28 protein-coding genes and 1 tRNA gene are annotated in these 24791 nt (G+C 70.1%); 9 read left to right on the forward strand and 20 right to left on the reverse strand.

The features are described 5' to 3' along the window. Nucleotides 1-5: 5 nt before the first annotated feature. Together ASD93_RS12895 and dcd are read right to left on the reverse strand one after the other, a co-directional pair. Nucleotides 6-851, reverse strand: coding sequence for a hypothetical protein (locus tag ASD93_RS12895; RefSeq protein WP_157536955.1), 846 nt, complete (start codon nucleotides 849-851; stop codon nucleotides 6-8). Between the two features lie 321 nt (nucleotides 852-1172). Continuing rightward, on the reverse strand, nucleotides 1173-1778 hold the full coding sequence (dcd, locus tag ASD93_RS12900; protein ID WP_056123238.1) for a dCTP deaminase: 606 nt from the start codon (nucleotides 1776-1778) through the stop codon (nucleotides 1173-1175). Between the two features lie 229 nt (nucleotides 1779-2007). Here dcd and ASD93_RS16265 point away from each other — a divergent pair, with 229 nt between their 5' ends. The 4 genes from ASD93_RS16265 (at nucleotide 2008) to ASD93_RS12920 (ending at nucleotide 4189) form a co-directional block, all read left to right on the forward strand. Continuing rightward, complete coding sequence (locus tag ASD93_RS16265) at nucleotides 2008-2661, forward strand: DUF222 domain-containing protein (RefSeq protein ID WP_056123240.1); 654 nt, start codon at nucleotides 2008-2010, stop codon at nucleotides 2659-2661. Continuing rightward, nucleotides 2628-3440: an HNH endonuclease signature motif containing protein gene (locus ASD93_RS16270; protein ID WP_056123244.1), complete on the forward strand. Its 813-nt coding sequence runs from the start codon at nucleotides 2628-2630 to the stop codon at nucleotides 3438-3440. Before ASD93_RS16265 ends, ASD93_RS16270 begins: the two co-directional genes overlap by 34 nt. 190 nt (nucleotides 3441-3630) lie before the next feature. Beyond that, a tRNA-Gly gene (locus tag ASD93_RS12915) sits at nucleotides 3631-3704 on the forward strand. 116 nt (nucleotides 3705-3820) lie between these two features. Next, nucleotides 3821-4189, forward strand: coding sequence for a YciI family protein (locus ASD93_RS12920; protein WP_056123246.1), 369 nt, complete (start codon nucleotides 3821-3823; stop codon nucleotides 4187-4189). Between the two features lie 35 nt (nucleotides 4190-4224). Here ASD93_RS12920 and ASD93_RS12925 read toward each other — a convergent pair whose 3' ends face one another. From ASD93_RS12925 to ASD93_RS12935, 3 genes are all read right to left on the reverse strand, one after another. Then, nucleotides 4225-4797: a YdeI/OmpD-associated family protein gene (locus ASD93_RS12925; protein ID WP_056123248.1), complete on the reverse strand. Its 573-nt coding sequence runs from the start codon at nucleotides 4795-4797 to the stop codon at nucleotides 4225-4227. Between the two features lie 64 nt (nucleotides 4798-4861). Further along, the gene (locus ASD93_RS12930; protein ID WP_056123250.1) at nucleotides 4862-5746 is read right to left on the reverse strand and encodes an EamA family transporter; all 885 of its coding nucleotides are present in this window, start codon (nucleotides 5744-5746) and stop codon (nucleotides 4862-4864) included. Continuing rightward, nucleotides 5743-6978, reverse strand: a complete 1236-nt coding sequence (locus tag ASD93_RS12935; protein WP_235566957.1) for a serine hydrolase domain-containing protein — start codon at nucleotides 6976-6978, stop codon at nucleotides 5743-5745. The genes ASD93_RS12930 and ASD93_RS12935 overlap by 4 nt, the downstream gene beginning before the upstream one ends. Before the next feature lie 110 nt (nucleotides 6979-7088). On the opposite strand from ASD93_RS12935, the gene ASD93_RS12940 reads away from it, so the two are divergent. After that, a complete protein-coding gene (locus tag ASD93_RS12940) occupies nucleotides 7089-7397 on the forward strand; it encodes a DUF2470 domain-containing protein (protein ID WP_056123256.1) in 309 nt (102 codons plus the stop codon). A gap of 49 nt (nucleotides 7398-7446) precedes the next feature. Beyond that, entirely contained in the window at nucleotides 7447-8100 is a 654-nt protein-coding gene (locus tag ASD93_RS12945; RefSeq protein ID WP_056123259.1) for a heme oxygenase (biliverdin-producing), read from the forward strand. Nucleotides 8101-8109: 9 nt separating this feature from the next. Here the strand turns inward: ASD93_RS12945 and ASD93_RS12950 are convergent, their stop codons facing one another. Then, nucleotides 8110-9477 carry an ATP-dependent DNA helicase gene (locus ASD93_RS12950; RefSeq protein WP_056123261.1) on the reverse strand — a complete coding sequence of 456 codons (1368 nt, stop codon included), beginning with the start codon at nucleotides 9475-9477 and terminating at the stop codon, nucleotides 8110-8112. 109 nt (nucleotides 9478-9586) lie between these two features. Between ASD93_RS12950 and ASD93_RS12955 the strand changes: the two genes are divergently transcribed. Continuing rightward, nucleotides 9587-10648, forward strand: coding sequence for a hypothetical protein (locus tag ASD93_RS12955; protein ID WP_056123263.1), 1062 nt, complete (start codon nucleotides 9587-9589; stop codon nucleotides 10646-10648). Between the two features lie 3 nt (nucleotides 10649-10651). Here the strand turns inward: ASD93_RS12955 and ASD93_RS12960 are convergent, their stop codons facing one another. The 3 genes from ASD93_RS12960 to ASD93_RS12970 all read right to left on the reverse strand — a co-directional run bounded on the left by ASD93_RS12960 (nucleotide 10652) and on the right by ASD93_RS12970 (nucleotide 13877). Next, nucleotides 10652-12631 carry a cytochrome c oxidase assembly protein gene (locus ASD93_RS12960; RefSeq protein ID WP_056123265.1) on the reverse strand — a complete coding sequence of 660 codons (1980 nt, stop codon included), beginning with the start codon at nucleotides 12629-12631 and terminating at the stop codon, nucleotides 10652-10654. A 131-nt stretch (nucleotides 12632-12762) separates the two neighbouring features. Next, on the reverse strand, nucleotides 12763-13050 hold the full coding sequence (locus ASD93_RS12965) for an HU family DNA-binding protein (RefSeq protein WP_056123266.1): 288 nt from the start codon (nucleotides 13048-13050) through the stop codon (nucleotides 12763-12765). A 236-nt stretch (nucleotides 13051-13286) separates the two neighbouring features. Continuing rightward, nucleotides 13287-13877 carry a TetR/AcrR family transcriptional regulator gene (locus ASD93_RS12970; protein ID WP_056124514.1) on the reverse strand — a complete coding sequence of 197 codons (591 nt, stop codon included), beginning with the start codon at nucleotides 13875-13877 and terminating at the stop codon, nucleotides 13287-13289. A 141-nt stretch (nucleotides 13878-14018) separates the two neighbouring features. On the opposite strand from ASD93_RS12970, the gene ASD93_RS12975 reads away from it, so the two are divergent. Further along, nucleotides 14019-14855, forward strand: coding sequence for an alpha/beta hydrolase (locus tag ASD93_RS12975; protein ID WP_056123267.1), 837 nt, complete (start codon nucleotides 14019-14021; stop codon nucleotides 14853-14855). A 278-nt stretch (nucleotides 14856-15133) separates the two neighbouring features. Here the strand turns inward: ASD93_RS12975 and rpsN are convergent, their stop codons facing one another. From rpsN to ASD93_RS12995, 4 genes are all read right to left on the reverse strand, one after another. After that, nucleotides 15134-15439, reverse strand: a complete 306-nt coding sequence (gene rpsN / locus ASD93_RS12980) for a 30S ribosomal protein S14 (protein ID WP_056123270.1) — start codon at nucleotides 15437-15439, stop codon at nucleotides 15134-15136. Nucleotides 15440-15442: 3 nt separating this feature from the next. Next, nucleotides 15443-15613: a 50S ribosomal protein L33 gene (rpmG, locus tag ASD93_RS12985; protein WP_005051772.1), complete on the reverse strand. Its 171-nt coding sequence runs from the start codon at nucleotides 15611-15613 to the stop codon at nucleotides 15443-15445. Next, nucleotides 15613-15849: a 50S ribosomal protein L28 gene (gene rpmB, locus ASD93_RS12990; RefSeq protein ID WP_019180468.1), complete on the reverse strand. Its 237-nt coding sequence runs from the start codon at nucleotides 15847-15849 to the stop codon at nucleotides 15613-15615. The genes rpmG and rpmB overlap by 1 nt, the downstream gene beginning before the upstream one ends. Nucleotides 15850-16004: 155 nt before the next feature. Next, nucleotides 16005-16706, reverse strand: a complete 702-nt coding sequence (locus tag ASD93_RS12995; RefSeq protein WP_056123272.1) for a DNA-3-methyladenine glycosylase — start codon at nucleotides 16704-16706, stop codon at nucleotides 16005-16007. Nucleotides 16707-16782: 76 nt separating this feature from the next. Between ASD93_RS12995 and ASD93_RS13000 the strand changes: the two genes are divergently transcribed. After that, nucleotides 16783-18426: an MFS transporter gene (locus ASD93_RS13000; protein ID WP_056123275.1), complete on the forward strand. Its 1644-nt coding sequence runs from the start codon at nucleotides 16783-16785 to the stop codon at nucleotides 18424-18426. On the opposite strand, the gene ASD93_RS13005 is transcribed toward ASD93_RS13000, so the two are convergent. From ASD93_RS13005 to ASD93_RS13035, 7 genes are read right to left on the reverse strand one after another with little or no spacing between them, the layout of a single operon-like run. Beyond that, a complete protein-coding gene (locus ASD93_RS13005) occupies nucleotides 18408-19820 on the reverse strand; it encodes a hypothetical protein (RefSeq protein WP_056123282.1) in 1413 nt (470 codons plus the stop codon). The genes ASD93_RS13000 and ASD93_RS13005 overlap by 19 nt on opposite strands. Beyond that, nucleotides 19810-20601 carry a TIGR03943 family putative permease subunit gene (locus ASD93_RS13010; RefSeq protein WP_082569320.1) on the reverse strand — a complete coding sequence of 264 codons (792 nt, stop codon included), beginning with the start codon at nucleotides 20599-20601 and terminating at the stop codon, nucleotides 19810-19812. Before ASD93_RS13010 ends, ASD93_RS13005 begins: the two co-directional genes overlap by 11 nt. Next, nucleotides 20594-21616 carry a permease gene (locus tag ASD93_RS13015; RefSeq protein WP_056123284.1) on the reverse strand — a complete coding sequence of 341 codons (1023 nt, stop codon included), beginning with the start codon at nucleotides 21614-21616 and terminating at the stop codon, nucleotides 20594-20596. The genes ASD93_RS13010 and ASD93_RS13015 overlap by 8 nt, the downstream gene beginning before the upstream one ends. Next, nucleotides 21603-22013, reverse strand: coding sequence for a Fur family transcriptional regulator (locus ASD93_RS13020; protein WP_056123285.1), 411 nt, complete (start codon nucleotides 22011-22013; stop codon nucleotides 21603-21605). Before ASD93_RS13020 ends, ASD93_RS13015 begins: the two co-directional genes overlap by 14 nt. Before the next feature lie 56 nt (nucleotides 22014-22069). Next, nucleotides 22070-22939, reverse strand: a complete 870-nt coding sequence (locus ASD93_RS13025; protein ID WP_056123292.1) for a metal ABC transporter permease — start codon at nucleotides 22937-22939, stop codon at nucleotides 22070-22072. Continuing rightward, nucleotides 22936-23751, reverse strand: a complete 816-nt coding sequence (locus tag ASD93_RS13030) for a metal ABC transporter ATP-binding protein (RefSeq protein WP_056123294.1) — start codon at nucleotides 23749-23751, stop codon at nucleotides 22936-22938. The genes ASD93_RS13025 and ASD93_RS13030 overlap by 4 nt, the downstream gene beginning before the upstream one ends. Beyond that, nucleotides 23748-24761, reverse strand: coding sequence for a metal ABC transporter solute-binding protein, Zn/Mn family (locus ASD93_RS13035; RefSeq protein WP_056123295.1), 1014 nt, complete (start codon nucleotides 24759-24761; stop codon nucleotides 23748-23750). The genes ASD93_RS13030 and ASD93_RS13035 overlap by 4 nt, the downstream gene beginning before the upstream one ends. Nucleotides 24762-24791: the final 30 nt, after the last annotated feature.

The raw sequence follows: 24791 nt of genomic DNA on the forward strand, positions 1-24791 counted from the left end.
GCGGGCTACGGCGACCGCGTGAAGACGCGGACCTCGTCGCCCTCGACCGTGACGCGCACACCGGTGCCGATGGGGAAGCGGTCGCGGAGCGCGGCGGGCGATCGCTCGGTGACGGTGAAGGACGCCGTCGGCGCAAAGGCGCTGGCCCCGCACCCCGTGGTGAGGATCTCGTTCGCCGCCGCGGAGCCGTCCTCGCTCTCGCCACGCACCACGAACACGCAGACGATCTCGGAGTCGGGGCTTCCCCACGCGTTGGGCACCACCAGCACCCGCGTGCCCTCGAACACCTCGAAGACGCGTGCGCCCTCCTGCGGGTCCCCGAACATGTTCGTCGGCCATTCGGTGATCTCGACCTCGGGAAGCACCGCCACCGGAATGCCGCCGAACGATGACGTCGCCATCGTGATCCCTGCGCCCACCACGAGGGCGAGAGCGACGGATGCCGCCCACACCCAGATCGTGCGGCGCGACAGGGTCCCACGGGCGACCGTGGTGTCCGCGAGCGGCTCCGCGTCGTCCGGCGGCCGTGCACCGTCCGGCGGCCGTGCACCGTCCGGCTCCTGTGCACCGTCCGTCCCCGCGTGCCGACCAGCCTCCGCCAGAGGTGGGGACGTCGGGAACGGCGCCTGGTCGCGCGGCTCCACATTCCACGTTTCGTCGGCCCGGACGGGGGGATGCTCGTCCTCGGGCGTCGAGGCAGTCGGGGGCGCGGCATCCGGTATCGGCGGCACCGTCTCGAGCTCGCGCAGCCGCGCCTGCGCGACGGGATCGAGGTGGATATCGGCGTCGGGTCCGTACGCGCGCTCGCGCAGAGCGCGGAGCTCATCGTTGCCGCGGACGTCCATCTTCACACCCCCACGTGTGGTGCCGACAGCCCCCGAGCGAGCTGGGCGGTCATCGTCAACTCACCGTCTGGTACAGCATCCTCCGTCGAAAAAAACGATAGTCGACGTGGGGCGCGCAGATCCCTATACTGCGAAATGCAGTAGCCATCGGGTTGATCGCGGCCGCATCGTGTGGGGACACGGGCCGCGGACTGGGGTAAGCGCGACCGGTGGTCGCCTTGCGCCTGATGATGCTGGGGCAGCCATCGGGGTGGCTCCGCCACCTCGGCGGAGCCGCCCCGATCGCCTCCCCGCCGTATTCCGCCGCGCAGCGCTCACCCGCCGAGCTCACCCGCCGAGCGAACCGGCTTCGGTGGATCCCACGTCGGTGCGGTGGAAGTTCTGGAACGAGCGGGATGCCGTCGGCCCGCGCTGCCCTTGGTAGCGGTTCCCGTACGGCCCGCTGCCGTAGGGATTCTCGGCGGGCGACGTGAGCCGGAAGTAGCAGACCTGGCCGATCTTCATGCCCGGCCACAGCTTGATCGGCAGCGTCGCGACGTTGGACAGCTCCAGCGTCACGTGGCCCGAGAAGCCCGGGTCGATGAAGCCGGCGGTGGAGTGGGTCAGCAGGCCCAGGCGACCGAGCGACGACTTGCCCTCGAGACGCGCGGCGACGTCATCGGGCAGGGTGATCTGCTCGAACGTCGACCCGAGCGCGAACTCCCCCGGGTGCAGAATGAACGGCTCCGTCGGGTCGACCTCGATGAGGCGTGTCAGCTCGGGCTGGTCCTCTGCCGGATCGATGAACGGGTACTTGTGGTTGTCGAACAGCCGGAAGTAGCGGTCGAGCCGCACGTCGACGCTCGACGGCTGCACCATCGCGGGGTCCCAGGGATCGAGTCCGATGCGGCCCGCGTCGATTTCGAGCCGGATGTCGCGGTCACTGAGCAGCACGGGGCCAGCCTACTGGGGGGGCGCGGGCGTTCCGGGCGGATGACGGAAGCCGTGTGGGACCGGAACACGACTCCCGCCGTTCCGGAGTCACTTTCTCCGCGATCCGGCGACGCTTCCTCCCCAGGTCGATGTTTCCGCCTCCTCCACAGGAGTGCCGGTAGCGTGACTTTTGACAGGTGACCTGGGCTTTTCTGTCGCCGATGTCGGTGGCTCTCGGCAAGCTGGAGTCATGTCCACCGCAGCCACGATCGACGAACGCGAGCTCGCTGTGCTCGACTCGCTGGTCACGAGCATCGCCGAGACGCGCACCGCGATCGCGGCGCTGCACGCGCTGGAGCTGACGTTCCTCGCGGCGGCCGAGGCGCTGGCCGAGGAGCAGACCGCGCGGCTCACCTCGGGCGACAGCCGGGCACGTGAGATGCCACGCCGCTCGATCGCCGCCGAGATCGGCACCGCCACCCGCACCAGCGACCGCACCGTGCAACGGCGCATGGGGGAAGCATCGGTGCTGACCGGCGACTTCCCCCTCACCGTCCGGGCGCTGGGCGCCGGGCGCATCGACCGGGCCCACGTGGGCGTGATCCTCGAGACCGGCGCGATGATGACCGATGCCGCGGCCCGCGCCGACTTCGAAGCGGCCGCCGTCGCGCTGGCCGAGCGGGAAACCCCCGGCAGGCTGCGACCGCTGCTGCGCACCCTCGCCGCCCGACTCCACCCCACCTCCATCGACGTGCGCCACGCCGCCGCCAGCACCCGGCGCGGGGTATGGGTGGTCGATCTCGACGACGGCATGGCGCAACTGATCGCCACCCTCCCCGCCGCGACGCCAGCACCCGGCGCGGGGTATGGGTGGTCGATCTCGACGACGGCATGGCGCAACTGATCGCCACCCTCCCCGCCGCGATCGCCCACGCCATCCGCGATCGACTCACCCGGTTCGCGCACACCGTGGTCGACGCGCGCCCGGCGCCCGGGAATCCCGGCGCGGCAACGAGCGGGGACGATCACCGCACCGTCGAAGCCGATCACCGCACGATCGAACAGGTCCGCGCCGATGTGCTCGCCGATCTGCTGCTCGCGGCCGATCCGACCGCCGTGCCGCGCTCCCCCGATCCCATCACCGGCACTGTGCAGGTCGTCGTCCCAGTACTGACACTGCTCGGCGACCGCGACGGGACCGCCCGCCCCGTCGAGCGCGCTGGCCCCGCCGGCCACGCCGGTCCCGCCGAGCTCGTCGGCAAGGCACCGATCGACACGGCAACGGCACGACACCTCGCCGGCACCGCAGCAGGCTGGGACCGCATCCTCACCCACCCCGTCACCGGCACCGTCCTCGCCGTCGACCGCTACCGGCCCAACGAACAGCAGCGCCGCCACCTGCGCGCCCGCGACAAACGATGCCGATTCCCCGGCTGCCGGATGCCAGTGCACCGCTGCGACATCGATCACACCACCGATGCGGCGCTCGGCGGCGCCACCTCGACGTGCAACCTCGCCCACCTCTGCCGCCGGCACCACTCCCTCAAGCACGCCACCGACTGGACAGTCACGCAACGGTCTGACGGGACCCTCGAATGGACCAGCCCCACTGGCCGAGTCCATCTCGACGAACCGCCCAGCAGCGTTCGCTTCCGCGCCAGCACCGACCCACCACCGTTCTAGCCGAGGGCGATGAACCTCGACGACGGACCGGTCGGGAGCCTCTCCGACCGACCCTCGCGCCCGCGGCGCCCGCTTCCGCACCCGCGCCACCAGCACCGACCCAACGCCCTCCTCGCGGGAGCAGGCGAGCGTCGGGCGGATGAGCGCGGCATCCGCTCTGTTATCCTTGCCGGACGCCGAAAGGCCTGCCGGGGATGTAGTTCAATGGCAGAACTTCAGCTTCCCAAGCTGATAGCGCGGGTTCGATTCCCGTCATCCCCTCCACACCGCGTGAGCATGCATGCATTGATCGGACTCGGCCGGATGTCGATCTGAGCGTCGCCCGTTCGACGTCCTGATTGAGCGGACGCACACAGCGCCCACGACGGAAGGATCAACCGATGACGAAGTACTTCCTCACCGTGCCCCACGACTCCGTCGAGGAGCCGACGATGGCAACGATGGACCCTGCCGAGCTCGAGGCCGCGCTTGCCGCTGTCGCCGAGTTCAATGCCGCCCTCGAGGAATCGGGGGCGCTGCTGTTCGCGGGCGGCCTGTATCCGCCGTCGACTGCGAAGACAGTCGACGTCTCGTCGGGCGCGCCCCGGGTGCTCGACGAGCCTTTCGTCGAGGCACCGGCCTACGTCGGCGGCTTCTGGTTGATCGAGGCTGCCGACGAAGCAGCGGCGATCGAGTGGACGGTCAGGGCGGCGACAGCGCTGCAGGGTCGCATCGAGGTGCGCGCGCTGCAGGAGGTGCCGGGTGCTTGACGATCCGGTGCCGGGCGACCTGCGACCGGTCGGCGTCAGTGAAGCGTCTCGCCCCGCTTGAGCATCTCGACGTAAAGGGCTGCTCGTGAGGCTCGCGAGTCCGGCCGTTTGAGATTGGCCACGCGGAAAGCCATCGCGAATCGGTTCTGCGCGGATTGCGCTGCGAAGGCCTGGGCTGCCTCCGGATCTGCGTTCAAGGCGTCCTGCAACTCGACGGGGATGTCGCCATCGCGCTGCCGATACGCGCTGTCCCATCGCCCGTCCGCCTTCGCCCGGTCGATCTCATGCTGGCCCTGGGGACGCATCCGGCCCTCTTCGATCAGCCGAGCGACATGGGCGATGTTCACCTTCGACCACATGCTTCGCGGACGGCGTGGGGTGAAGTTCTGCAGGAAGTAGTCGGCGTCGAGGGCGTGGGTCTGCCCATCGATCCACCCGAAGCACAGCGCCACATCGAGCGCCTCGGCATACGTGATCCCGGGCCGGGTCGTCGCCTTCTTTCGCAGCCTCAGGCGAACCCCACCCGGATCGGGGTCCGACTGCAACCAGGCTTCCCACTCCGCGACCGTGTCCACGTGCAGCTCGGGCTTCACTTCGCCTTTGGCCATGACGGGAGGATAGCTGCGGCCCCGGACGGTGGCCGGCCCGAAGCACCGTGGAGCGAGCGCGTGCTCAGGCGAGCGGCTCCGCTGTCTCGCGGGCAGCGCGCGCAGAGGAGCGGATCGCACCGATGCTCGCGACGATCACCAGCGCGATGCCGACCAGCTCGAGCCACGACAGGTGCTGCCCGAGGAAGAGGAACCCGGCGAGCGCGGCCGTCGCCGGCGCGAGGCTCATGAGGATCGCGAACGCCGCCGCGGGCAGGCGACGCAGCGCGATGAGCTCGAATGCGTACGGGATCGTCGAGGACAGCACGGCCACGGCCGCCCCGAGAGCGATGATCTCCCAGCGCAGGAGCGCGGATCCGGCGTCGGCGATGCCGAAGGGCAGCGCGATCACCGCGCCGACGGCCATCGCGAGCGCGAGGCCGTCGAGCTTGGGGAACTCCCGCCCGACGCGGGCCGAGGCGAGGATGTAGAACGCCCAGCTCGCCGCGGCCCCGAGGGCGAACAGAACTCCGAGCGGGTCGAGGCGGTCCCACCCGCCGCCGCCGAGAGCCACGACGCCGGCGAACGCCACGACCGCCCAGAGCCACGCCGATGCGCGACGGGCGGCGACGATCGACAGGACGAGCGGCCCGAGGACCTCGATCGTCACGGTGACGCCGAGCGGCAGTCGTTCGAGCGCGAGGTAGAACAGCCCGTTCATGGTCGCCAGGACGAGGCCGAACAGCGCGACGCCCGTCCAGGCCGAGCGCGAGTGCCCGCGGAGGGCAGGACGCGCGATGAGGAGCAGCACGACAGCCGAGAACACGAGACGCAGCATCACCATGCCGAGGGGGCCGACGCTCGGGAAGAGCAGGACCGCGATCGCGGCACCCACCTCCTGGCACGCGAGACCCGCGACGACCAGGAGGATCGCCGGAGTGCTGATGCCGGTGGAGGCCCGAGCGCTCACGCCGCCGGGGCGCAGATCGCGCGCTTGACGATCTCCGCGTGGTACTGCTCGGCCGTCCAGGGCAGTCCGGCCTCGGGCGCGGCCTCGCCGGCTGCAGCCGGAGCCTTCGACGCGATCGCTGCGAGCTCCCAGGCCAGGTAGGCGCCGAAACCGGCACCGCCCGCCGAGTTGTTGAGCACCACAGCGATGGTGAGCCCGGATTCGGGGTCGGAGAAGGCAGCGGTCGTATACCCAGGGACCGAGCCGTACTGACCGATCAGCGAGCCCGCCTGCATGGCGCCTCCGGCGACCGTGTTCCACGAAGGAGCGTTCGCGCCCGCAGGCACCGGGTCGGCGAACCGATCGTCCGCATCGGGCAGGAGGGCACCGGTCGCAAGCGCCTGGGCGTAGCGACCGAGATCCTCGATATCGCTCACGACACCGCTGTCGGTGTACGCGCTCGAGGGCGAGACGTCCGTGACATCCAGCGGTGCGATGCAGTCGCGCTTGCCGCCCTCGACGGGCTGCGAGAAGAGCCCCTCCAGCACGCGGTCGCTCGTGAGAGCGCCGAGGTGCGTCTGGTCGAGGTTGAGCGGCTGCACGACGTACTCGTCGATGAGCTCCGCCGCCGGCGCGCCGAGAGCATGTTCGAGGGCGAGACCGAGGAGCACGTAACCCGCGTCGGAATCGCGGTAGGCGGCCCCGGGCTCCGTCGTGCGCTTCTCGCCGAGTCCGAAGCTCGCGAGCTCACGCGGACTCCAGGTTCGTTCGGGGTTCGAGAGCCACAGCGGCTGCAGATGGGGTGCGTACGCGCCGATGCCCGACGTGCTGTCGCACAGCTGCTCCAGGGTCACGTTGTCGAGGACGGGAACGCTCGCCACCCATTCCGACACCGGATCGTCGAGACTCACCTTGCCCTCGGCTGCCGCGCCGTAGAGAACGTCGCAGATCATCGGCCGAGTGATGCGGCCGGCGCGGAACTGCATGTCGGCGGTGACCTCGGCGGCTCCGTCGGCCGGTCCCTGCGTGCCCATCCCGGCTACCCAGCTGCCGCTCCATGGGGCCCACACCCCGACGATGGCACCGGATGCCCCGGCCGACGTCATCGCGTTGGTGACGGCATCCTGAAGCTGCTCGACCGTGGCCTCGGGAAGCGCGACCTCGGCCTGCGGCGGAAGCTCGAGCTCGACATCCGGCTCGGGGGAGCAGGCGGTGAGAGCCAACGCCGCCGCGAGCACAGCAGAGATCGCCATGACGGCACGTCGCGTCCTGGGTTGGGCCCGCATGCTCACCCCCCGATGATCTGCATAGATTCAAACACACGCGCGCCGTACCGACCGCACTGCGCTCCTAGGCTGGAGCGATGACCCATCATTTCGACGAGGCGGTGCGCGCCGGCGTGCTCGGACACATGAACGGCGACCACGCCGACGACAACCTCCTCATCGCGCGCGCGTTCGGCCGCGACGACATCGTCGCCGCGGAGATGACGGGATTCGACGGCGACGGCGGCACGTGGCTCGCGACCGTGCCCGACGGCGGGCGGGTCGAGGTTCGTGCGGCGTGGCCGGGCGGGGCGATCTCCGAGCGTCCCCAGGTGCGCCGCGAGATCGTCGCGCTGTACGACGAGGCGTGCCGACTTCTGGGGGTCGAGCCGCGGCCGCATGCGTGATCCGAAATCCGCATGGGTTAGGACACCCTAAACCTCCTACAATGGGCGCATGAGCGACCCGATCCCGTTCTCGACCGCACTGCGTGAGCGTTCCAGCCGTGCCCACTCGTCGAGCGAGCACGCGGGCTTCATGGCCGACCTCATGAAGGGCGAGGGCACCCGCGACGACTACGTGGCCCTCGTCGCCCAGCACTGGTTCGTCTACGAGGCGCTCGAGCGCACGGCGGACCAGATGCGCAACGATCCCGTCGCCGCGGTGTTCATCAGCGACAAGCTCACTCGCCTCCCCGCCCTCGAGGCGGACCTCGAGTTCCTCGTCGGGCCGGACTGGCGCGCGTCGATCACCGCGCTCCCGACGACGCGGCGCTACGTCGACCGCATCAACGAGGTGGGCGCGACGTGGGCCGGCGGTTTCGTCGCACACCACTACACGCGCTACCTCGGCGATCTGTCGGGCGGCCAGTTCATCGGCCGGCTGATGGCACGGCGCTTCGGCTTCGAGACCAACGGGATCGGGTTCTACCTCTTCGACGACATCGCCGACCCGAGGGCGTTCAAGGAGGTCTACCGCGACCAGCTGGATGCGGCGCCCTGGGATGCCGCGGAGCAGGAGCGCGTGATCGACGAGGTGCTCCTCGCCTACCGGTTCAACACCGAGCTGTTCGACGATCTCGCCGCGGCGAAGGCCTCCCAGGTCGCCTGACGCACGCAGTCACGCCTGCGCGGCCTGCCCGGCTCGCACGCCGGCCATGAAGCGCTGCACGTCGGGGTCGACGCGGATGTCGGACGGCCGGAGCGGGCGCGAGAGATAGAGTCCGTCGAGCGAGGTGAGACGCGACAGTGCGACGTACGTCTGCCCGGGCGCGAAGGCGCCGGACCCGAGATCGACGATGGCGCGATCGTAGGTCTTGCCCTGCGACTTGTGGATGGTGACGGCCCACGCGAGGCGCAGCGGGAACTGCGTGAACTCCGCCACGATCTCGCGGGAGAGCGACTTCGATCCGGCGTCGTAGGCGTACCGGAACCTCTCCCACACCGCCGGCTCGACGTCGAACTCCTGCTCCTCGACCTCGACGCGCACGCTGCCGCCCGCGATGCGGGTGACCGTCCCGATGGTGCCGTTCACCCACCGCGGCGGCTCGCCATAGGACTGCGTGTCGTTGCGCAGGAACATCACCTGCGCCCCGACCTTGAGCTTCAGCTCGACGTCGGCCGGGTACGCGGCATCCCCCCGCCCGAAGTCGCCGCTGATGTCGGCGACCGCGGTCTGCTCGCGTCCGACGAGCTCGGTGAGGTGGCGGCGGTTGATGCTGTTGACGATGTCGTTGCGCGTCGCGAGCGTGATGATCGGATGCTCGCCGTCGTTCGGGTCGGGAGGCGTGCGCGCGCCCGTGTCGTTGAGGATCTGGGCGATGTCGGCGGTCACGCGCCCGTAGCGCACCGCGTTGAGCATCGCCTTGAATGCGGGGTCGGACTGCCGGTGGATGTCGACCAGTTCGCGAATGTGGAGATCGGCACCGTACGAGCCGATGTCGATGATGCCGTCGCCGGCCGACTCTCCGACCCAGACCTTCGCGTCGAAGAACCAGAACGAGCGGTAGTGGTCGCGGATGTAGCGCAGCTCGTCGCCGCGAGGCGGCACCGGCGCCAGCTGATACGGATCGCCGAACATGACGATCTGCACGCCGCCGAAGGGCTCCGCCCGGCGCCCGCGCGCCTGCCGGAGGGAGCGATCGATCGCGTCCATCAGATCGGCGTTGACCATCGAGATCTCGTCGATGACGAGCGTGTCGATCGCGTTGAGGATCTTGCGCGCCGCGTCGGACTGATCGATCTCACCCTGCGCGATGAGGCCGATCGGCAGGCGGAACAGCGAGTGGATCGTCTGCCCCTCGACGTTGAGAGCGGCGACCCCGGTCGGTGCGCACACCGCGATCTGCTTCGACGTGTGCCACGCCAGGTGCTGCAGGAGCGTGGACTTGCCCGTGCCCGCCCGGCCGGTCACGAACACGTGCTCGTGCGTGTCTTCGATGAGCCGGAACAGCGCCTCCTGCTCGGCGGACAACGGGGGCGTGTTCACCGATTCATGGTAGCCAGCGGATGCCGCCTCCCGGCCCGGAAGCGCGGATCCGTGGACGATCCGTGACAGGCGGGTTCGCCTTGGGACGGGGAGTTCCTAGACTGGAGGCGTGGACCAAGAGGCGGGGGTGCGCGATGGCCGTCGCGGCCTCGCCTTCGATCTCACGATGCTGGCCGTCGTCGGCGTGCTGCTGATCGCTGCGGTGATCGCGGCTGTCGGTGCGATGCAGCAGCAGTTCTACAGTCCTTCCGCGTTCGTGGAGCGCTATCTCTCGGCGCTTTCGGCGGGGCGCGCCGTCGAGGCGCTCGCCCTGCCGGGTGTCGCGGTGGACTCGGCGGAGCTCGAAGCGGCCGGGCTGCCGGCGACCGCGTCCGAGGCGCTGCTGCGCTCGGCCGCGCTCGCTCCGCTCGAGGACGCCCGCGTCGTGTCGCAGCAGCCCGACGGCGATGTCACCCATGTCACGGTCGAGTACGAGGCCGCGGGACACGGCGGCACCACCACATTCGACGTCGAGCGCGACGGCTCGATCGGCATCGCTCCGACGTGGCGCTTCGCCACGAGCCCGCTCGCCGTGATGGACCTCGAGGTCCGCGGGTCGATGCAGTTCGCGGTGAACGGGTTCGAGGTCGACAAACGGCAGGTCTCCGCCGACGGAGTGGAGGTCGACCCGCTCGCGCCGCTGCCGATGCTCGTCTTCTCACCCGGGCTGTACGCCGTCTCGGTCGATACCGCGATCTCGGCGACGCCGGGGGTCGCGGTGCTGTCGGACAGTCCGTTCCACCGCTTTCCCGTCGCCGTCCAGGCCGAAGCCACCGACGAGTTCGTCGCCGTCGTGCAGGACAAGGTGGAGGAGTTCCTGACGTCGTGCGCGACCCAGGAGGTGCTGCAGCCCACCGCGTGCCCGTTCGGCTACTACGTCCAGGACCGCATCGACTCCCTGCCGGCCTGGTCGATCGCGCGGCAGCCGACGGTACAGGTGGAGCCCGACGGCGCGGGATGGAAGATCGTCCCGAGCGAGGCCGTGGCGCACATCGAGGTCGACATCCGCTCGCTCTTCGACGGATCGATCACCCAGGTCAGCGAGGACGTGCCGTTCCTCGTCGGCGGCGAGATCGATGTCCAGCCCGACGGGACCGCGTCGATCATGGTCAGCGGACCCGACGGACCCTGATCCTCAGCGGGGACTGCGCGCGTCGCGCTCGGCGAGTTCGGCCAGGTGCGCGTTGTACGCCTCGAGCTCGGCGTCGCCGGTGCGGTCGGCATGGCGGTCCCGGCGCTTCTGGTCGCGCGCGTCGGTGCGGCTCCATTGGATCGCCACGACGATCGCGAGGACGAGCGTCGGGATCTCGCCGATCGACCACGCGACGCCGCCGCCGAAGTACTGGTCTTCGAGGGGCAGCATCCCCCAGGTCCGTCCCATCGAGCCGAACCACTCGGCGATCATCAGGCCGCTCTGCATCATGATCGCGATGCCGAAGAAGGCGTGCATCGCCATGATCCCGATGAGCAGCACCAGTCTGCCGGGGTACGGCAGCCGGTACGGCACCGGGTCGATGCCGATCAGCGTGAGTGCGAAGAGGTAGCCGGTCACCAGGAAGTGGGCCACCATCCATTCGTGGCCGAGGTGATCGTAGAGCGACCACCGGAACAGGTCGGTGTAGTAGAACACCCACAGCGAGCCGATGAACAGTCCGGCCGCGACGAACGGGTTCGTGAGCACCCGGGACACCGGAGAGTGGACCGCCCAGAGGACCCATTCGCGGCCGCCGCGGGTGCCGTCCTCGCGCTTGCGGATCGCGCGGGCGGCCAGGGTCACGGGGGCGCCCGCCACCAGGAGCACGGGGATGGCCATCGTCAGCAGCATGTGCCCGACCATGTGCACGCTGAAGAGGTAGTCCTGGTAGACGTTGATCACACCGCCGGTCACCCACACCAGCAGCGCCATGCCGGCGACCCACATGATCGTGCGGTACAGCGGCCAGTCGTCACCGCGCCGGCGCATTCGCCACACGCCGGCCAGGTAGAAGAACACCGCGAACCCGGCCAGCACCGCCCACAGCAGGTCGGCGTTCCACGCGGTCAGCCAGCGATCCGGCGTCAGTTCCGGCGGGAGCGGGGCGCCCGTGAGCACTTCGGCGGGCGTGCGCGCGGCGGGCGGCGCCGACGGAACGGGCGGGGGAGTCCGGGCGAGGGCTGCCGCCGCACCGCTGGCTGCGCCCATGAGGACGAGTTCGCCCACCACGAGCGTCCAGAAGATGCGGGATGCCGCGTCCTCGCGCAGTCGCCCGATGAGCCGGAGGCGGTACCAGGCTCCGAGGAAGCCGAGCAGCACGAGCGCGACGATCTTCACCATCAGGATGACGCCGTACGGCGAGAGCAGGGCGGACCAGTCGCGCAGACCGATCACCGCGCGCACCGTCCCCGAGACGGCGACGACGATGAAGGCGGCCAGGGCGATGCTCGAGTACCGGGCGAGCACGGTGGCGAGCCGGTCGCGGCCGAGCAGCGGGCGCACGAGAACCATCAGCAGGAGGCCCCCCAGCCAGACGGCGGCGCCGATGATGTGGAGGATCAGGGCCGTCATGGCCTCGTGGTGGTTGGCCTCCTCGCCCGAGTGGCCCTGCGTGCCCATCGGGACGAGAGCCGCCAGCGCGAGGATCGCGACGAAGAAGGTCGCCGTCCACGACCGCACCGCGAAGGTCAGCACGGTCAGTGCGGCACCGGCGACCGTGGTGATGAGCCACGTGCGGCCGACCTCGGTCTCCACCAGGAAGCGCCCGAGCTGCGCGCCGAACTCCGGGCCGGCATCGATGGCCGGGTTGAACGCGTCGATGAAGGTGAGGAAGCCGGTCGCGGCCGCCGAGACGGTGAAGACGGCGGCGGACACCGATGCCGTGTCCAGCGCGACGTCGAACTCGCGCTCGCCCGATCTCAGGGCGAAGAGGGCGACGACGAGCGCACCGGCCATCCCCGCCGCGGAGAGGTTGACGAAGAGCTTGGCGACGGGGAGTCCCCATCGGGCGATCGGCCCGGGGTCGCCGATCGCGAGGGGGGCGGCCCCACCGCCGAAGGCGAGAGCCCACACGAGCACCACGAGCGCCGAGACGACGAGGATGACAGGCCCCGCAGCGCGCAGGACGCGGGGTGCGGCCACGCTCCCGGAGGCTCCGCGCGGCGCGTCAGCCCCGCGTGGAGCGGGAGAGGGGATCACCCTGCAAGCCTACGTGGACACGCAGGAGGGGGATGCCGCTCGCGCGGCATCCCCCTCCTTATGTGGTCGTCGACTTACTTGACGGCGGCCTTCAGCTTGGAGCCGGCGGTGACCTTGACGCGCTGGCCGGCCGGGATCTTGATCTCGGCGCCGGTCTGGGGGTTGCGGCCGGTGCGAGCGGACGTCTCGACGCGCTCGAACGAGATCCAGCCGGGGATCGAGACCTTGCTGCCCTTGGCGACCGCCTCGGAGACGGTGGAGAAGAGGGAGTCGAGCACGCCCGACACGGCGGACTGGCTCTGTCCGGTCGCGCTGGCGATGCTCGCGACGAGTTCGGTCTTGGTGATGGACTTGTCGGCCATGTGGATTGTCCTCCGAGAGCGGCGGAGTCGCCGCTCGTTCATTGCTCGGACCGGCTGGCGTTGCGCCCCCCGGCTGGTCGGTTCGACCGCCTCGAATGTACCCGACATCGCGAACGGATCCGCGGATTTCCGGGGTTTTCGGACGTTCTCGACGGCGTGTCGGGTGCGAATGTGGCGGATGTGACGCCTGTGACAGCCGTTCGGCGCGGATTCGCGACGCGTCCGCGACGCCGCGGTCACGCCCGGTGCGAGGCGATCACGCCGCGCGCGGTGCGTGCGAAAGCGGGTCCGACGCGGTCCTGTCCGTCGAGGTAGCCGCCCACGAGCGCGGCGTCGCGCAGCAGCACGAGCGACGCCGCCACATCGGCCGGATCGGTCAGTCCGGCCGCCCGGGCGAGATGCTCGAGCGTGGCGCGGAACCATTCGCGATGGTCGGCGATGAGCTCGCGCACCGGGCCTTCGGCGGGGTATTCGGCCGCGGCGTTGATGAACGGACAGCCGCGCGTATGGCGCTCGCGGATGTCCTGCTCGATCCCGGCGATCACCAGATCGAGCAGCACGTCGGGGTCGTCCGAGACGGTGCCGGCCTCGGCGAACAGCTCTCGGAGGCGGTGGTCCTCGCCCTGCAGATAGGCGAGGACGAGCCCTTCCTTGCCCTCGAACTGCTTGTACATCGTCGCGCGGGTCACCCCGGACTCTTCGATGATCCTGTCGACGCCGACGGAGTGGATGCCCTCGCGGTAGAAGAGGTCGGTCGCGGCATCCAGCAGTCGCTGACGCGCGGGGGAGGGGCGGCTGTTCGCGGCCGGCGCGGGCGTGGTGCTCATGTTCTCCTCCGGGTCCATCGTGCCATCTCGCGGCATCCAGAAACTTTCTTTGGGAATAGTCTTGCGTAGATAGAACGTTCGGTCTACTATCGGTTCTATCACCGCAACACCCACCGCAACACCACCACCCAGGAGATCGAAATGAACACCACCGCCAAGACCCCCATCGTCCTCATCCACGGCCTGTGGATGACGCCCAAGAGCTGGGACACGTGGGCCGACCGCTTCCGCGCCGCCGGCCACCAGGTCATCGTCCCCGGCTGGCCCGGCATCGACGACCGCACCGTCGAGGACATCCGCAACAACCCCGCCGCCCTCAAGGGGATCGGCCTGAAGCAGATCGCCGACCACTACGAGCGCATCATCCGCGAGCTCCCCGTGAAGCCGATCATCATCGGCCACTCGTTCGGCGGCGTGCTCACGCAGATGCTCGCCGACCGCGGCCTCGGCGTCGCCTACGTCGGAGTCGCCCCGGGCCAGACCGCCGGCGTCACCTCCCTCCCTCTCTCCACCCTGTGGACCGGCACGCCGATCCTCGCGAACCCCTTCGGCAAGAACGGGGCCAAGCCGCTGTCCAAGCGCCACTTCCACTTCACGTTCGGCAACGACCTGCCCCGCGGCGAGTCCGACGCACTGTGGGAGGAGTACGCCGTCAACTCCTACAACCGCGTCTTCTTTGAGGGCGTCACCTCGGTGCTCAACGAGAAGGGCGGAGTCACGCACGTCGACTACACCCGCGCCGATCGCGCACCGCTCCTCGTGATCACGGGCGAGATCGACCACGTCGTGCCGCCGGCCATCGGCAAGGCCATCGTGAAGAAGTACACGCAGACCGGCAGCCCGGCCGTCGTGGAGTACAAGGAGTACGCCGGACGCACCCACCGCCTGGTGAGCCAGGACGACTGGGAGGAGATCGCGGACTACGCCCTCGAGTGGGCGACCTCCCACCAGGTGCGCGAGACCGAGGCGGCGAAGTAATCGGATGCCCCGCCCCGGCGCCGCCGGGGAACCACTCCGCCGTCGGGGCACCAGCTCGCCTGGTGCTCCGACGGTCGGGTGGTCTCCCGGCCGGTGTCCGCGGTGGGACACGAGGCCCGGGGTTCGACAGAGCCCCGGGCCTCACCCGTGCCTGGGCTTGCCGAGAACGCGTGAATGTCCGTCGAGCGCGCCGAGAATCGGTCATTCGTGCGTTCTCGGCGAGATGGCAGAAGGCCCGGAGTTCCGCAGAACTCCGGGCCTTCTGGAAAAGCGGTTGCTTACCAGCTCGACTTGGTCACGCCGGGCAGCTCGCCACGGTGCGCCATGTCACGGAAGCGGACACGCGAGATGCCGAACTTCGTGAGGACACCGCGGGGGCGGCCGTCGATGACGTCGCGCGAACGCACACGCACAGGCGAGGCGTTCTTCGGCAGCTTCTGCAGGCCGATACGGGCGGCTTCGCGCTGCTCGTCGGTCGAGTCCGGCGACACGAGCGCCTTCTTCAGCTCCGCACGCTTGGCTGCGTAGCGATCGACGATCACCTGACGCTGCTCGTTGCGCGCGATCTTGCTCTTCTTAGCCATGGATCAGCGCTCCTCTCGGAATTCGACGTGCTTGCGGATGACCGGGTCGTACTTCTTGAGCACGATGCGGTCGGGGTTGTTGCGGCGGTTCTTGCGCGTCACGTAGGTGTACCCCGTGCCGGCGGTCGAGCGCAGCTTGATGATCGGACGGACGTCCTGAGCCTTCTTCGCCATTAGAGCTTCACACCCTTCGCGAGGAGGTCCTTGACGACGGACTCGATGCCGCGTGCGTCAATCACCTTGATGCCCTTCGCCGAAACGTTGAGCTTGATGTTGCGACCCAGCGACGGAACGAAGTAGGTCTTCTTCTGCACGTTCGGGTCGAAGCGGCGCTTCGTCCGGCGGTGCGAGTGCGAGATGTTGTGACCGAAGCCGGGAACTGCTCCAGTCACCTGGCACACTGCTGCCATAGTGATGTCTCCTTAGTACCGTGAGGCCGGACGGCCCCACCCAAGATCCCTTGTCTGCATTTCGACGCGCGCTGCCACCGCCCGGAAGTTCCGGTCGTTGCAAGCGGAGCGAGACGAAACGCGAACTGCGTGCTGGAGTGCGCGCAGACAAAGAGTCAGTCTAGCACGGGAGGCATCCCGTCCTGGACGACGGCGGCCTCCGCAGCGCCCCTTCCCCAGCGGAACGACGACACCGTCGGGTCGCCCGGAATCCAGAACCGCCACGGGAACAGCGCGGTGCCGGCCTCGCCCGCCACGCCGACGCGGGGCCCGGCCGCGATGCCCGCCACGGGTGCGACGCGCAGGTCGAGGCGTGCGACGGCGCCGTGACGTGCGTGGCCGCCGATCGCGTCGATCCCGTCGTGGAGCGGATGCCGCAGCCCCACCGCGTCGCCCAGGCGACCGGGGCCGCGCGCCAGATCGCGGACGGTTCTGGCCGCCGGTCGGCGGGCGGCCGCGGCATCCGCTCCCTCCACGATCTCGGCGCCGCGCAGCAGGATCCCGCCCGCGACCCCCTCCGGGCCGCACACGACGTTCACGCACGAATGGATGCCGTGGCTGAGATAGACGTAGAGGTGGCCGGGCTCGCCCCACATGGTGGCGTTGCGCGCCGTCCGCCCCATGCGGGCGTGCGATCCGAGATCCGCGACGGAACCCGTCCCCTGGCCGTGATAGGCCTCGACCTCGGTGAGGCGGGCGACGACGACGCGGTCGTCGACGATGGTCGTCAGGTGAGCGCCGAGCAGGCGCGGCGCGACGTCGGCGGGAAGTCCCATCAGGTCCTCGCGGCGAGCGGGACGCAGCGCGGGATCGGACATGCGGGGAGTCTACGCACGGGCGACTCACCCCTGCGAGGCGATCCGCGCCGCACCGTCGCCCCGATAGCATTCGCGCATGAAGCGATGGTTCGTGCTCATCATCCTGGGCGTCTCACAGTTCGTCATGGTGCTCGACAGCACCGTCATGAACGTCTCGATCTCGACCGTGGCAGCGGACCTCGGCACCGACATCGGCGGCATGCAGGCGGCGATCACGTTCTACGCGCTCACGATGGCCGCGTTCATGCTCACCGGCGGCAAGCTCGGCGACAAGTGGGGACGCAGCACGGCGTTCCGCATCGGGTCGATCGTGTACGGGCTCGGCTCGCTGACGACCGCCCTCGCCCCCAATCTGGGAGTGCTGCTGCTGGGCTGGTCACTCGTCGAGGGGCTCGGGGCCGTGCTCGTGATCCCCGCGATCGCCGCCCTCGCCGCCGTCAACTACTCCGGACGGGACCGCGTGATCGCCTTCTCCGCGCTCGGCGCGATCACCGGATTCGCGGCCGCGGCGGGACCGCTCATCGGCGGGCTCATGACCACGTACGCCTCGTGGCGGTACGTCTTCGTCGGCGAGGTGATCGTCATGGTCCTGGTGCTGATCGTCTCGGGGCGGATCAAGGACACCCCCGGGGACCGCACGCTGCGCATCGACCTCCTCAGCGTCGTGCTGTCGGCCGCCGGCATGGCGATCCTCGTGCTCGCGGTGCTGCAGAGCAAGACCTGGGGCTGGCTCGTGCCGCTGGACCCGCCCGAGATCGGCGGCGTGACGATCGCCCCGTTCGGCATCTCGCCCGTCGCCTACCTGATCGTGATCGCCTTCCTCATCCTGTGGTGGTTCGTTCGCCGCCAGCAGAAGCTTGAGCGTGAGGGCCGGGTGCCGTTGCTCAAGGTGAGCATGCTCCGCATCCCGGCGCTGCGCAGCGGCCTCACGATGTTCCTCGCGCAGTATTTCGCGATCGCCGCGCTCTTCTTCGTGGTCCCCGTCTACCTGCAGACGATCCTCGGCTACGACGCGCTCGAGACCGGTCTGAAGATCCTGCCGCTGTCGATCGGCCTCATCATCTTCTCCGTCATCGGCTCCAGACTGTCCACGGTCCGCTCGGCGAGGAACATCGCCCGGATCGGGCAGTTCACGCTCGGCCTCGGGCTCTTCTTCGTGTTCGTCGCCGTGCAGCCCGACCTCACCGATCTCCTGTTCGCGATCGGCATGTTCGTCGTGGGCGCCGGCTTCGGCCTGCTCGCATCCCAGCTGGGCAACGTGAACATGTCGGCCGTCTCCAAAGAGGACACCTCCGAGGTCGGCGGACTGCAGGGCACGTTCCAGAACCTGGGCTCGTCGTTCGGCACCGCCATCGTCGGGTCGGTGTTCATCTTGCTGCTCACCGGTGGATTCGGCGCGGCCATCGATGCCAGCCCCACGCTCAGCGACGACGTCAAGCAGCAGGTCGCCGAGGGCACTTCCAGCGGGGCGCCGATCATCTCGCAGGAACAGGCGGAGCAGGCGGTGCTCGATGCGGGCGGCAGCCAGGAGGCGGCCACCGAGATCGCCCAGACCTACGCCGATACGCAGGTGCAGTCGCTGCGTCAGGCGCTGTTCCTGGTCTTCGCGCTGACACTCATCGGCATCGTCCTCGCCCGCGGCCTGCCCGCGACGATCCCCGTACCCGCGGCGGCCGGCGAGCGGGACGACGAAGAGGTCGATCAGCCCGGCGGCACCTGACACCACGAGATCGCCGCCCCGCTGAGCGCCACGACCTCAGCGCCGTCCGCGATCTCGAGCACGCGCGTCTCGGAGCGCTCCGGCAGGGGCAGCTGGTACGTGTCGTAGGGGTTCGACACGGCGTCGGGCGCGACCAGCACCGCGGCGTAGCGCGCGCTGGGCGATACGCACACCTGGAGCACGGCATCGGTCTCCGGGACCTCTGCGAGCAGGCGGGTCGCACCGTCGGGGGCGACGAGCGCGATGGCGGTGCGCCCGGTGGGCGTGCCGTCGGAATCGAGCACTGCGGCCGCGCGGATCGTCGAGCCGTCGGGGAGTGGGGTGACGGTGGTCACCGGACCGATGTCGTCCGCCGGCGCGACGAGCGGCGTCTCGCTCGCGTCCGTGAGGTCGATGGAGGCCATGCCGTCGACACGCTCCACGACGGCCTCGGACGACCCACGGGCGACACCCTCGATCGTGATCGCGGTCCCGATCGGCGTCGCCCCCTCGCCCGCAGGCCCCGTCAGCAGCAGTGAACCGTCGAACGGGAGGAGCAGGATGCTGTCGGTGTCGGGCACGAACCGCCAGTCGGCGATGCGGGAATCGGCGCCGTCGACGACGACCGGCTGCGGGGCGCCATCCGGATCCTTCAGCGACGACGTGAACAGCCGGCTCTCGCGGCCACCTTCGGCGCCGAGGCCGGTGTCGGTGAACGTGTAGCCCACGACGTCTCCGCGGTCGGCGCTCTGCAGGTTCGACACGTACCCGTCGCCGGGCAGCGGCAGGTCGCGCGGATCCGAGCCGTCGAGATCGGTCATGATGAGCCCCGCGCGGTCGTCCTCCGTGCGGACGGACACCACGAGGTGGGTGGCGGTGGCCCGGAAGTCCTCGATATGGGGATGCGTGTAGACGGCGACGGCGTTCTCGCCCGTCAGGTCGGTGCGGAAGATCGTGTCGCCGTCGGGGCCGCGCTGCAGCAGCTCGACCTGCACCGGCGGTGTGCGGAACGTCTCGGTGAGCGTCGCCGTGGGGCCGCCGCCGAGTCCCTCGAGGTCCGAGAGGACGACGGTGTACTCGGTGTCGTCCCACAGCGGCAGCGCGAAGCGCACGCCCACACTGCGGCCGGCGGTGTCCACCGCGAACGGCGTCGCGGGCGTGACGGTCACCTGCGCGGGGTCGACCTCGGCGAGCGACTGCGTCGTGGTCACGATCAGACGGGAGCCGGATGCCGCGACGGCCGCCTCCGGATCGACCTGCACGTCCGTCACGCGCGGGCCCTGGGCCACGCTGGCCGCCGCACCGGCCAGTCCCAGCACCACGAGCACGCCGACCACGAGGACGAAGGCGCCCGCGAAGGCGCGGCCACGCCGGCGGCGACCCCGGGCACGGCGGGTCGCCGGCTCAGTACTCATACGGATCCTCGGGCTCGTCGATGAGCTCGACGCTGTCGGCGTCGATCTCGAGCCGCCCGTCCGAGGTGGAGCGCACGGTGCCCGTCACGGTGACCCACTGTCCCGTGTCGGGAATCTCCTGGTCGCTCACCGGGATGGTCGCCGGCTGCGCGTCGATCACGCAGTGCGTGACGACCAGACGCGTCAGGTCGAACGCATCGCCCTCGCTGGGTGTGACGAAGCCGGTGAGCTCGATCGGATCGCCGTCGAACGCATCGGGATTCGTCGCCGTCGCGAACACCGTCGCCCACTCACCGACCCCGAAGGACGACGTGTCACCGGTCGCGGCGAGGGTGACCGCATCCGCTCCCGCGAACAGCGGCGTCCCGCCGACGTCGCGCGACATCGCGAGTTCGGCGGACAGCGACGCGGGAGGAAGCACGAGCGTGAGGACGACGACGCCGGATGCCGCCACCCCGCCCACGACGGTCGCTGCGACCCCCCACGGGTTGCGCGGATGCCCCACCTCGTCGTGGTCGTGGTCGTGGTCGTGAGTGTCCACACTCAACGCGACAGGGCCGTGGTCGTGGCCGTGATCGGCCTCGGCGCCCAGCGGGAGCGCGAAGGACGCGACGGCGCCGACGAGGGCCACGACCGACATCGACACGGCGAACCACGTCGAGTCGGGGTTGATGTAGAGCGCGAGTCGCCCCGTCACCGCGAGGGTGATCGTGACGACCGCGAGTACCGCCGTCAGCCCGACCCCGAGCCACCGCGTGCCGATCCACTCCGCCCTACGCAAGGAGGTTCACCACCGTCCCGATGAAGAACGACGAGACAATCACGACGACCACGATCCCCGCGATCGTGCGCGTGGTGAACGTCGTGCGCATGAGCGCGAGCATCTTGACGTCGACGAGCGGACCCACGAGGAGGAACGCCACGATCGCGCCGGGGGTGAAGGTCGACGCGAACGACAGGGCGAAGAACGCGTCGACGTTCGAGCAGATCGCGACGACCATCGCCAGCGCCATCATCGCCACGATGGAGAGCGCCGGGTTGGAGCCGATCGCGACCAGCGCCTCGCGCGGGATCAGCACCTGCACCGCGCCGGCGAGCGCCGAGCCGATCACGAGCGCCGGCATCACCGCGCGCAGCTCGATGACGAACTGCGCGAGCGTGCGCCGGCCCCTGCCGCCGGGCTCGTGCACGACGAGCTCGCAGGTGTCGCGGAACCGATCGGTCAGCAGGGCGTCGGGCGAGGGATGGCGGCTGTAGAGCCAGCCGATGAGGTTGGCGATGAGGTATCCGCCGACGAGGCGGGCGATCAGGATGCCGTCGCTGAAGCCGAACGCCTGGTGCGTCGTGATGATGACGATCGGGTTCACGATGGGCGCTGCGATGAGGAACGTCATCGTCTCGGGCACCGAGAACCCGCGCATCAGCAGACCCCGCGCGAACGGGACGTTGCCGCACTCGCACACCGGCACGACCATGCCCAGCAGCGACAGGACGGCACGGCGGGCCCACGCCCGGCGCGGCATCCATCGTTCGATCACCCCGGGCGGAACCCAGACCTGCACGACGATCGAGAGCACGACGCCCAGGATCACGAACGGCAGGGACTCGATGAGCACGCTGATCGCGAGCGTCAGTCCGTCCTGCGCACGCGTGGGGAGCGAGGCGGGGAACAGCGTCGGAGCGAACGCGTCGATCAGGAACAGCGCCGCGACGACCGCCGCGCCGAGGGCGAGCGCGACGAGAGGCCGCGCCGTCCGTGGCGGAGCCGCAGCGGAGCGGGTGTCAGTTCGCGTCACGCTCGTCCCGGGCTCGGGCGCACGACGCGCACAGCCCGAAGATGTCGACGATGTGCTCGGCGTCGCGGAAGCCGTGGTTCTCGGCCGTCCGACGCGCCCACTGCTCGACGTCCGTCGCCTCGATCTCGACGGTCAGTCCGCAGCTGCGGCAGATGAGGTGGTGGTGGTGCCCGGTGCTCGTGCAGGCGCGGTAGAGGGCTTCGCCCTCGGGGCTCTGCAGGGAGTCGGCGTCGCCCTGGGCGGCCAGGCCCGCCAGCGCGCGGTACACGGTCGCGAGGCCGATGCCCGTGTTCTCGTCCCGCAGCGTCGCGTGGAGGGACTGCGCGCTCACGAAGCCGGAGGCGTCGGCGAGCGCCTCGCGCACGCGATCGCGCTGCCACGTGTTGCGCTGGGCCATGCCCGGAAGTCTACCGGCGGCCCCTGGACGTCGCCCCGGCGCGGGCCTGGCGACCGTCATGCGTGAGCGGGCTCCGGCGTCACCCGGTTGCGACGCGAGCCGATGCCGCGGCACACGAGGTAGATCACGAACGAGATCGTGGTGATGTACGGGCTCACGGGCAGCGTGCCCATGATCGCGAGCAGGATGCCGCCCACGGCCGACACGAACCCGAAGACGGCTGCGAGCACCGGCACCGAGAGCGGTCCGGTCGCGATCCGCATGGCCGCCGCGGCCGGGGTGACGAGCAGCGCCATCACCAGCAGCGCGCCGATGATGTGCACGGCGACCGCGACGATGAGTCCGAGCAGGAGCATGAAGGCGAGCGACACCGCCGTCGTCGGCACGCCGCGGGCGGCGGCGGACTGCGGATCGAGCGAGTCGAAGCGCAGCGGCCGCCAGATCGAGAGCAGTCCGAGCAGCACGACACCGCTGATCAGGACGAGCCAGCCCAGCTGATCGGACTGCACCGACACGATCTGACCGGTGAGGAGGCTGAAGCGGTTCGCGCTGCGGCCGTCGTAGAGCGAGAGGAACAGGATGCCCAGTCCCAGGCCGAACGGCATGAGCACGCCGATGATCGAGTTGCGGTCGCGCGCGCGTGCACCCAGCCACCCGATGATCGCGGCGGCGATGAGGGACCCCACGATCGATCCGGTGACGACGTCCCACCCGATCAGCAGCGCCGCGGCAGCGCCCGCGAACGAGAGCTCGCTGATGCCGTGCACCGCGAAGGCCATGTCGCGCTGCATCACGAGGACGCCGATGAGGCCTCCGACGAGCCCGAGCACGGCCCCCGCCCAGACCGAGTTGGAGACCAGCGCGAGGATGTCGCCGTAGACGGGCAGGCCGCCGAACATGGCATCCGCGACGTCGTCCCAGTTCATGCGTGGTCCTCGTCGTGGTGATGGTGGTGGGATGCCTCGGCATCCGGTGCTCCCACGACCACCAGCCGGTCGCCGGCGCGCAGCACGAAGACCGGGGCGCCGTACAGGTCCGTCAGCGTCTTCGAGGTGAGCACCTCGTCGGGGGTTCCGAGCGTGAACCGGCCGCCTGCGAGATAGAGGATGCGGTCGACCTTGCCGAGCACCGGGTTGATGTCGTGGGTCACGAGCAGGACCGCGGCATCCTTCTCCCGTCGATGGCGGTCGATGAGCCCGATCAGGGCCTGCTGGTTGGCGAGATCGAGGCTGGTCAGCGGCTCGTCGCACAGCAGCAGGCCGGGTTCGTCGGCGAGTGCCTGTCCGGCGCGCAGCCGCTGCTGCTCCCCGCCCGACAGCTCGCCCACGGGCCGGTCGGCGAAGGCACGCGCGCCGACCGCGTCGATGAGGGCGTCGACGTGCGCGGCGTCGCCCTTGCGCGGGACCGGCAGTCCGAAGCGATGCCCCGAGACCCCGAGGGTCACCAGGTCGCGGCCGCGCAGCGCCGTGTCGGGCGGCAGCGGACGGGACTGCGGAAGGTAGCCGACCCGCCGGTTGCCGCGGGCGCGGACGGGCTCGCCGAGGACAGCGATGGATCCGCCGCTCAACGGCTCGAGCCCGAGGATCGCCCGCAGCAGGGTGGTCTTGCCCGAGCCACTCGGGCCGAGCACCGCGACGAGCTCGCCGGGGCTCACGGTGAGGTCGAGCCCCGACCACAGCTCGAGATCGCCGCGACGCAGCGAGGCGTCGCGGATCTCGAGGGCCGGTGCCGCACTCATGCGTCCAGTGCGTCCTTCAACGCGTCGACGTTCGCCTGCATCCACGAGAGGTAAGTCTGGCCCTTCGGAAGCGTCTCCGAGAACGCGACGGTCGGGATGCCGCGCCCGTCGGCTTCGCCCACGATCTGGGCGGTCTCGGCGCCGGCGGTCTGCGCATTGGTGGCGACGACGGCCACCTCGCCGCTGTCGAGGACCTTCAGCGACTCGAGGAGCGTCGCGGGCGGCACGTCCTGGCCCTCCTCGACGGCCTCGCTGAACGCCTCGGGGGTCACGTCCTCGAGGCCGGCGGCGGCGAGAAGATACCCCGGGACGGGCTCCGTCGCGAACGCCTGGGCACCGCTGTGAGCCGCGTCGATCTCGGCGAGGCCGGCCTCGACGCTCTCGATCCCGGCGGCGAAGGCCTCGGCGTTGGCCGCGTACGTCGCGGCGTTGGTGGGATCGAGCTCCGACAGCTCGGCGGCGATGGCGTCTGCGACGTGCGCGATCGTGTGCGGGTCGTACCAGACGTGCTCGTTGAACCCCTCGACGTGGTCGTGGTCGTGGTCGTCGGCGTGGTCGTCCTCGTGTGAGTCGTCGTCCTGGAGGTCGTCGTCGTGGGCGTCGCCGTCCGCCGACTCCTCTTCGTGACCGTCGTTCTCCGGCCAGTCATGGGAGTGCTCGACCGCCGTGATGACGGGCGCTTCGCTGCCGCTCGCCTCGATCAGCGCGTCGACGAACGCGTCGTAGCCCCCGCCGTTCTCGATGACGAGGTCGGCCTTCGCCATCGTCAGCTGATCCCGTGCCGACGCCTCGAACGAGTGCGGGTCCTGCGACTCGTTCGTCACGATCGAGGTGACCTCGACGAGGTCGCCGCCGATCTCCTCGGCGACCTGCCCGTAGACGTTGGTCGACGCGACGACCGACAGGGTCCCGTCGTCGCCCGCGGCGGTTCCGCTCGCGCATCCCGCGAGGACGAGGGCGGATGCCGCGGCCAGGCCGAGCAGCGGGAGGGAGCGGCGGAGCGGCGTCATGCCTCCACCGTAACGCTATTGATAATCGTT

Origin of the sequence: Microbacterium sp. Root180 (genome assembly GCF_001428485.1) — a bacterium.
GTDB lineage: Bacteria > Actinomycetota > Actinomycetes > Actinomycetales > Microbacteriaceae > Microbacterium.

What these genes read in the sequence shown, in the direction of transcription:
- ASD93_RS13030 (WP_056123294.1), bottom strand. Translation starts at nt 23,751, where the DNA reads ATGAGTGCGGCACCGGCCCTCGAGATCCGCGACGCCTCGCTGCGTCGC.
- ASD93_RS12965 (WP_056123266.1), bottom strand. Translation starts at nt 13,050, where the DNA reads ATGGCCGACAAGTCCATCACCAAGACCGAACTCGTCGCGAGCATCGCC.
- rpmB (WP_019180468.1), bottom strand. Translation starts at nt 15,849, where the DNA reads ATGGCAGCAGTGTGCCAGGTGACTGGAGCAGTTCCCGGCTTCGGTCAC.
- ASD93_RS13005 (WP_056123282.1), bottom strand. Translation starts at nt 19,820, where the DNA reads ATGAGTACTGAGCCGGCGACCCGCCGTGCCCGGGGTCGCCGCCGGCGT.
- ASD93_RS12940 (WP_056123256.1), top strand. Translation starts at nt 7,089, where the DNA reads ATGACCCATCATTTCGACGAGGCGGTGCGCGCCGGCGTGCTCGGACAC.
- ASD93_RS12975 (WP_056123267.1), top strand. Translation starts at nt 14,019, where the DNA reads ATGAACACCACCGCCAAGACCCCCATCGTCCTCATCCACGGCCTGTGG.
- ASD93_RS12945 (WP_056123259.1), top strand. Translation starts at nt 7,447, where the DNA reads ATGAGCGACCCGATCCCGTTCTCGACCGCACTGCGTGAGCGTTCCAGC.
- ASD93_RS12925 (WP_056123248.1), bottom strand. Translation starts at nt 4,797, where the DNA reads ATGGCCAAAGGCGAAGTGAAGCCCGAGCTGCACGTGGACACGGTCGCG.
- ASD93_RS12920 (WP_056123246.1), top strand. Translation starts at nt 3,821, where the DNA reads ATGACGAAGTACTTCCTCACCGTGCCCCACGACTCCGTCGAGGAGCCG.
- ASD93_RS12995 (WP_056123272.1), bottom strand. Translation starts at nt 16,706, where the DNA reads ATGTCCGATCCCGCGCTGCGTCCCGCTCGCCGCGAGGACCTGATGGGA.
- ASD93_RS13025 (WP_056123292.1), bottom strand. Translation starts at nt 22,939, where the DNA reads ATGAACTGGGACGACGTCGCGGATGCCATGTTCGGCGGCCTGCCCGTC.
- rpsN (WP_056123270.1), bottom strand. Translation starts at nt 15,439, where the DNA reads ATGGCTAAGAAGAGCAAGATCGCGCGCAACGAGCAGCGTCAGGTGATC.
- ASD93_RS13000 (WP_056123275.1), top strand. Translation starts at nt 16,783, where the DNA reads ATGAAGCGATGGTTCGTGCTCATCATCCTGGGCGTCTCACAGTTCGTC.
- ASD93_RS13035 (WP_056123295.1), bottom strand. Translation starts at nt 24,761, where the DNA reads ATGACGCCGCTCCGCCGCTCCCTCCCGCTGCTCGGCCTGGCCGCGGCA.
- ASD93_RS12970 (WP_056124514.1), bottom strand. Translation starts at nt 13,877, where the DNA reads ATGAGCACCACGCCCGCGCCGGCCGCGAACAGCCGCCCCTCCCCCGCG.
- rpmG (WP_005051772.1), bottom strand. Translation starts at nt 15,613, where the DNA reads ATGGCGAAGAAGGCTCAGGACGTCCGTCCGATCATCAAGCTGCGCTCG.
- ASD93_RS16265 (WP_056123240.1), top strand. Translation starts at nt 2,008, where the DNA reads ATGTCCACCGCAGCCACGATCGACGAACGCGAGCTCGCTGTGCTCGAC.
- ASD93_RS13020 (WP_056123285.1), bottom strand. Translation starts at nt 22,013, where the DNA reads ATGGCCCAGCGCAACACGTGGCAGCGCGATCGCGTGCGCGAGGCGCTC.
- ASD93_RS12935 (WP_235566957.1), bottom strand. Translation starts at nt 6,978, where the DNA reads ATGGCGATCTCTGCTGTGCTCGCGGCGGCGTTGGCTCTCACCGCCTGC.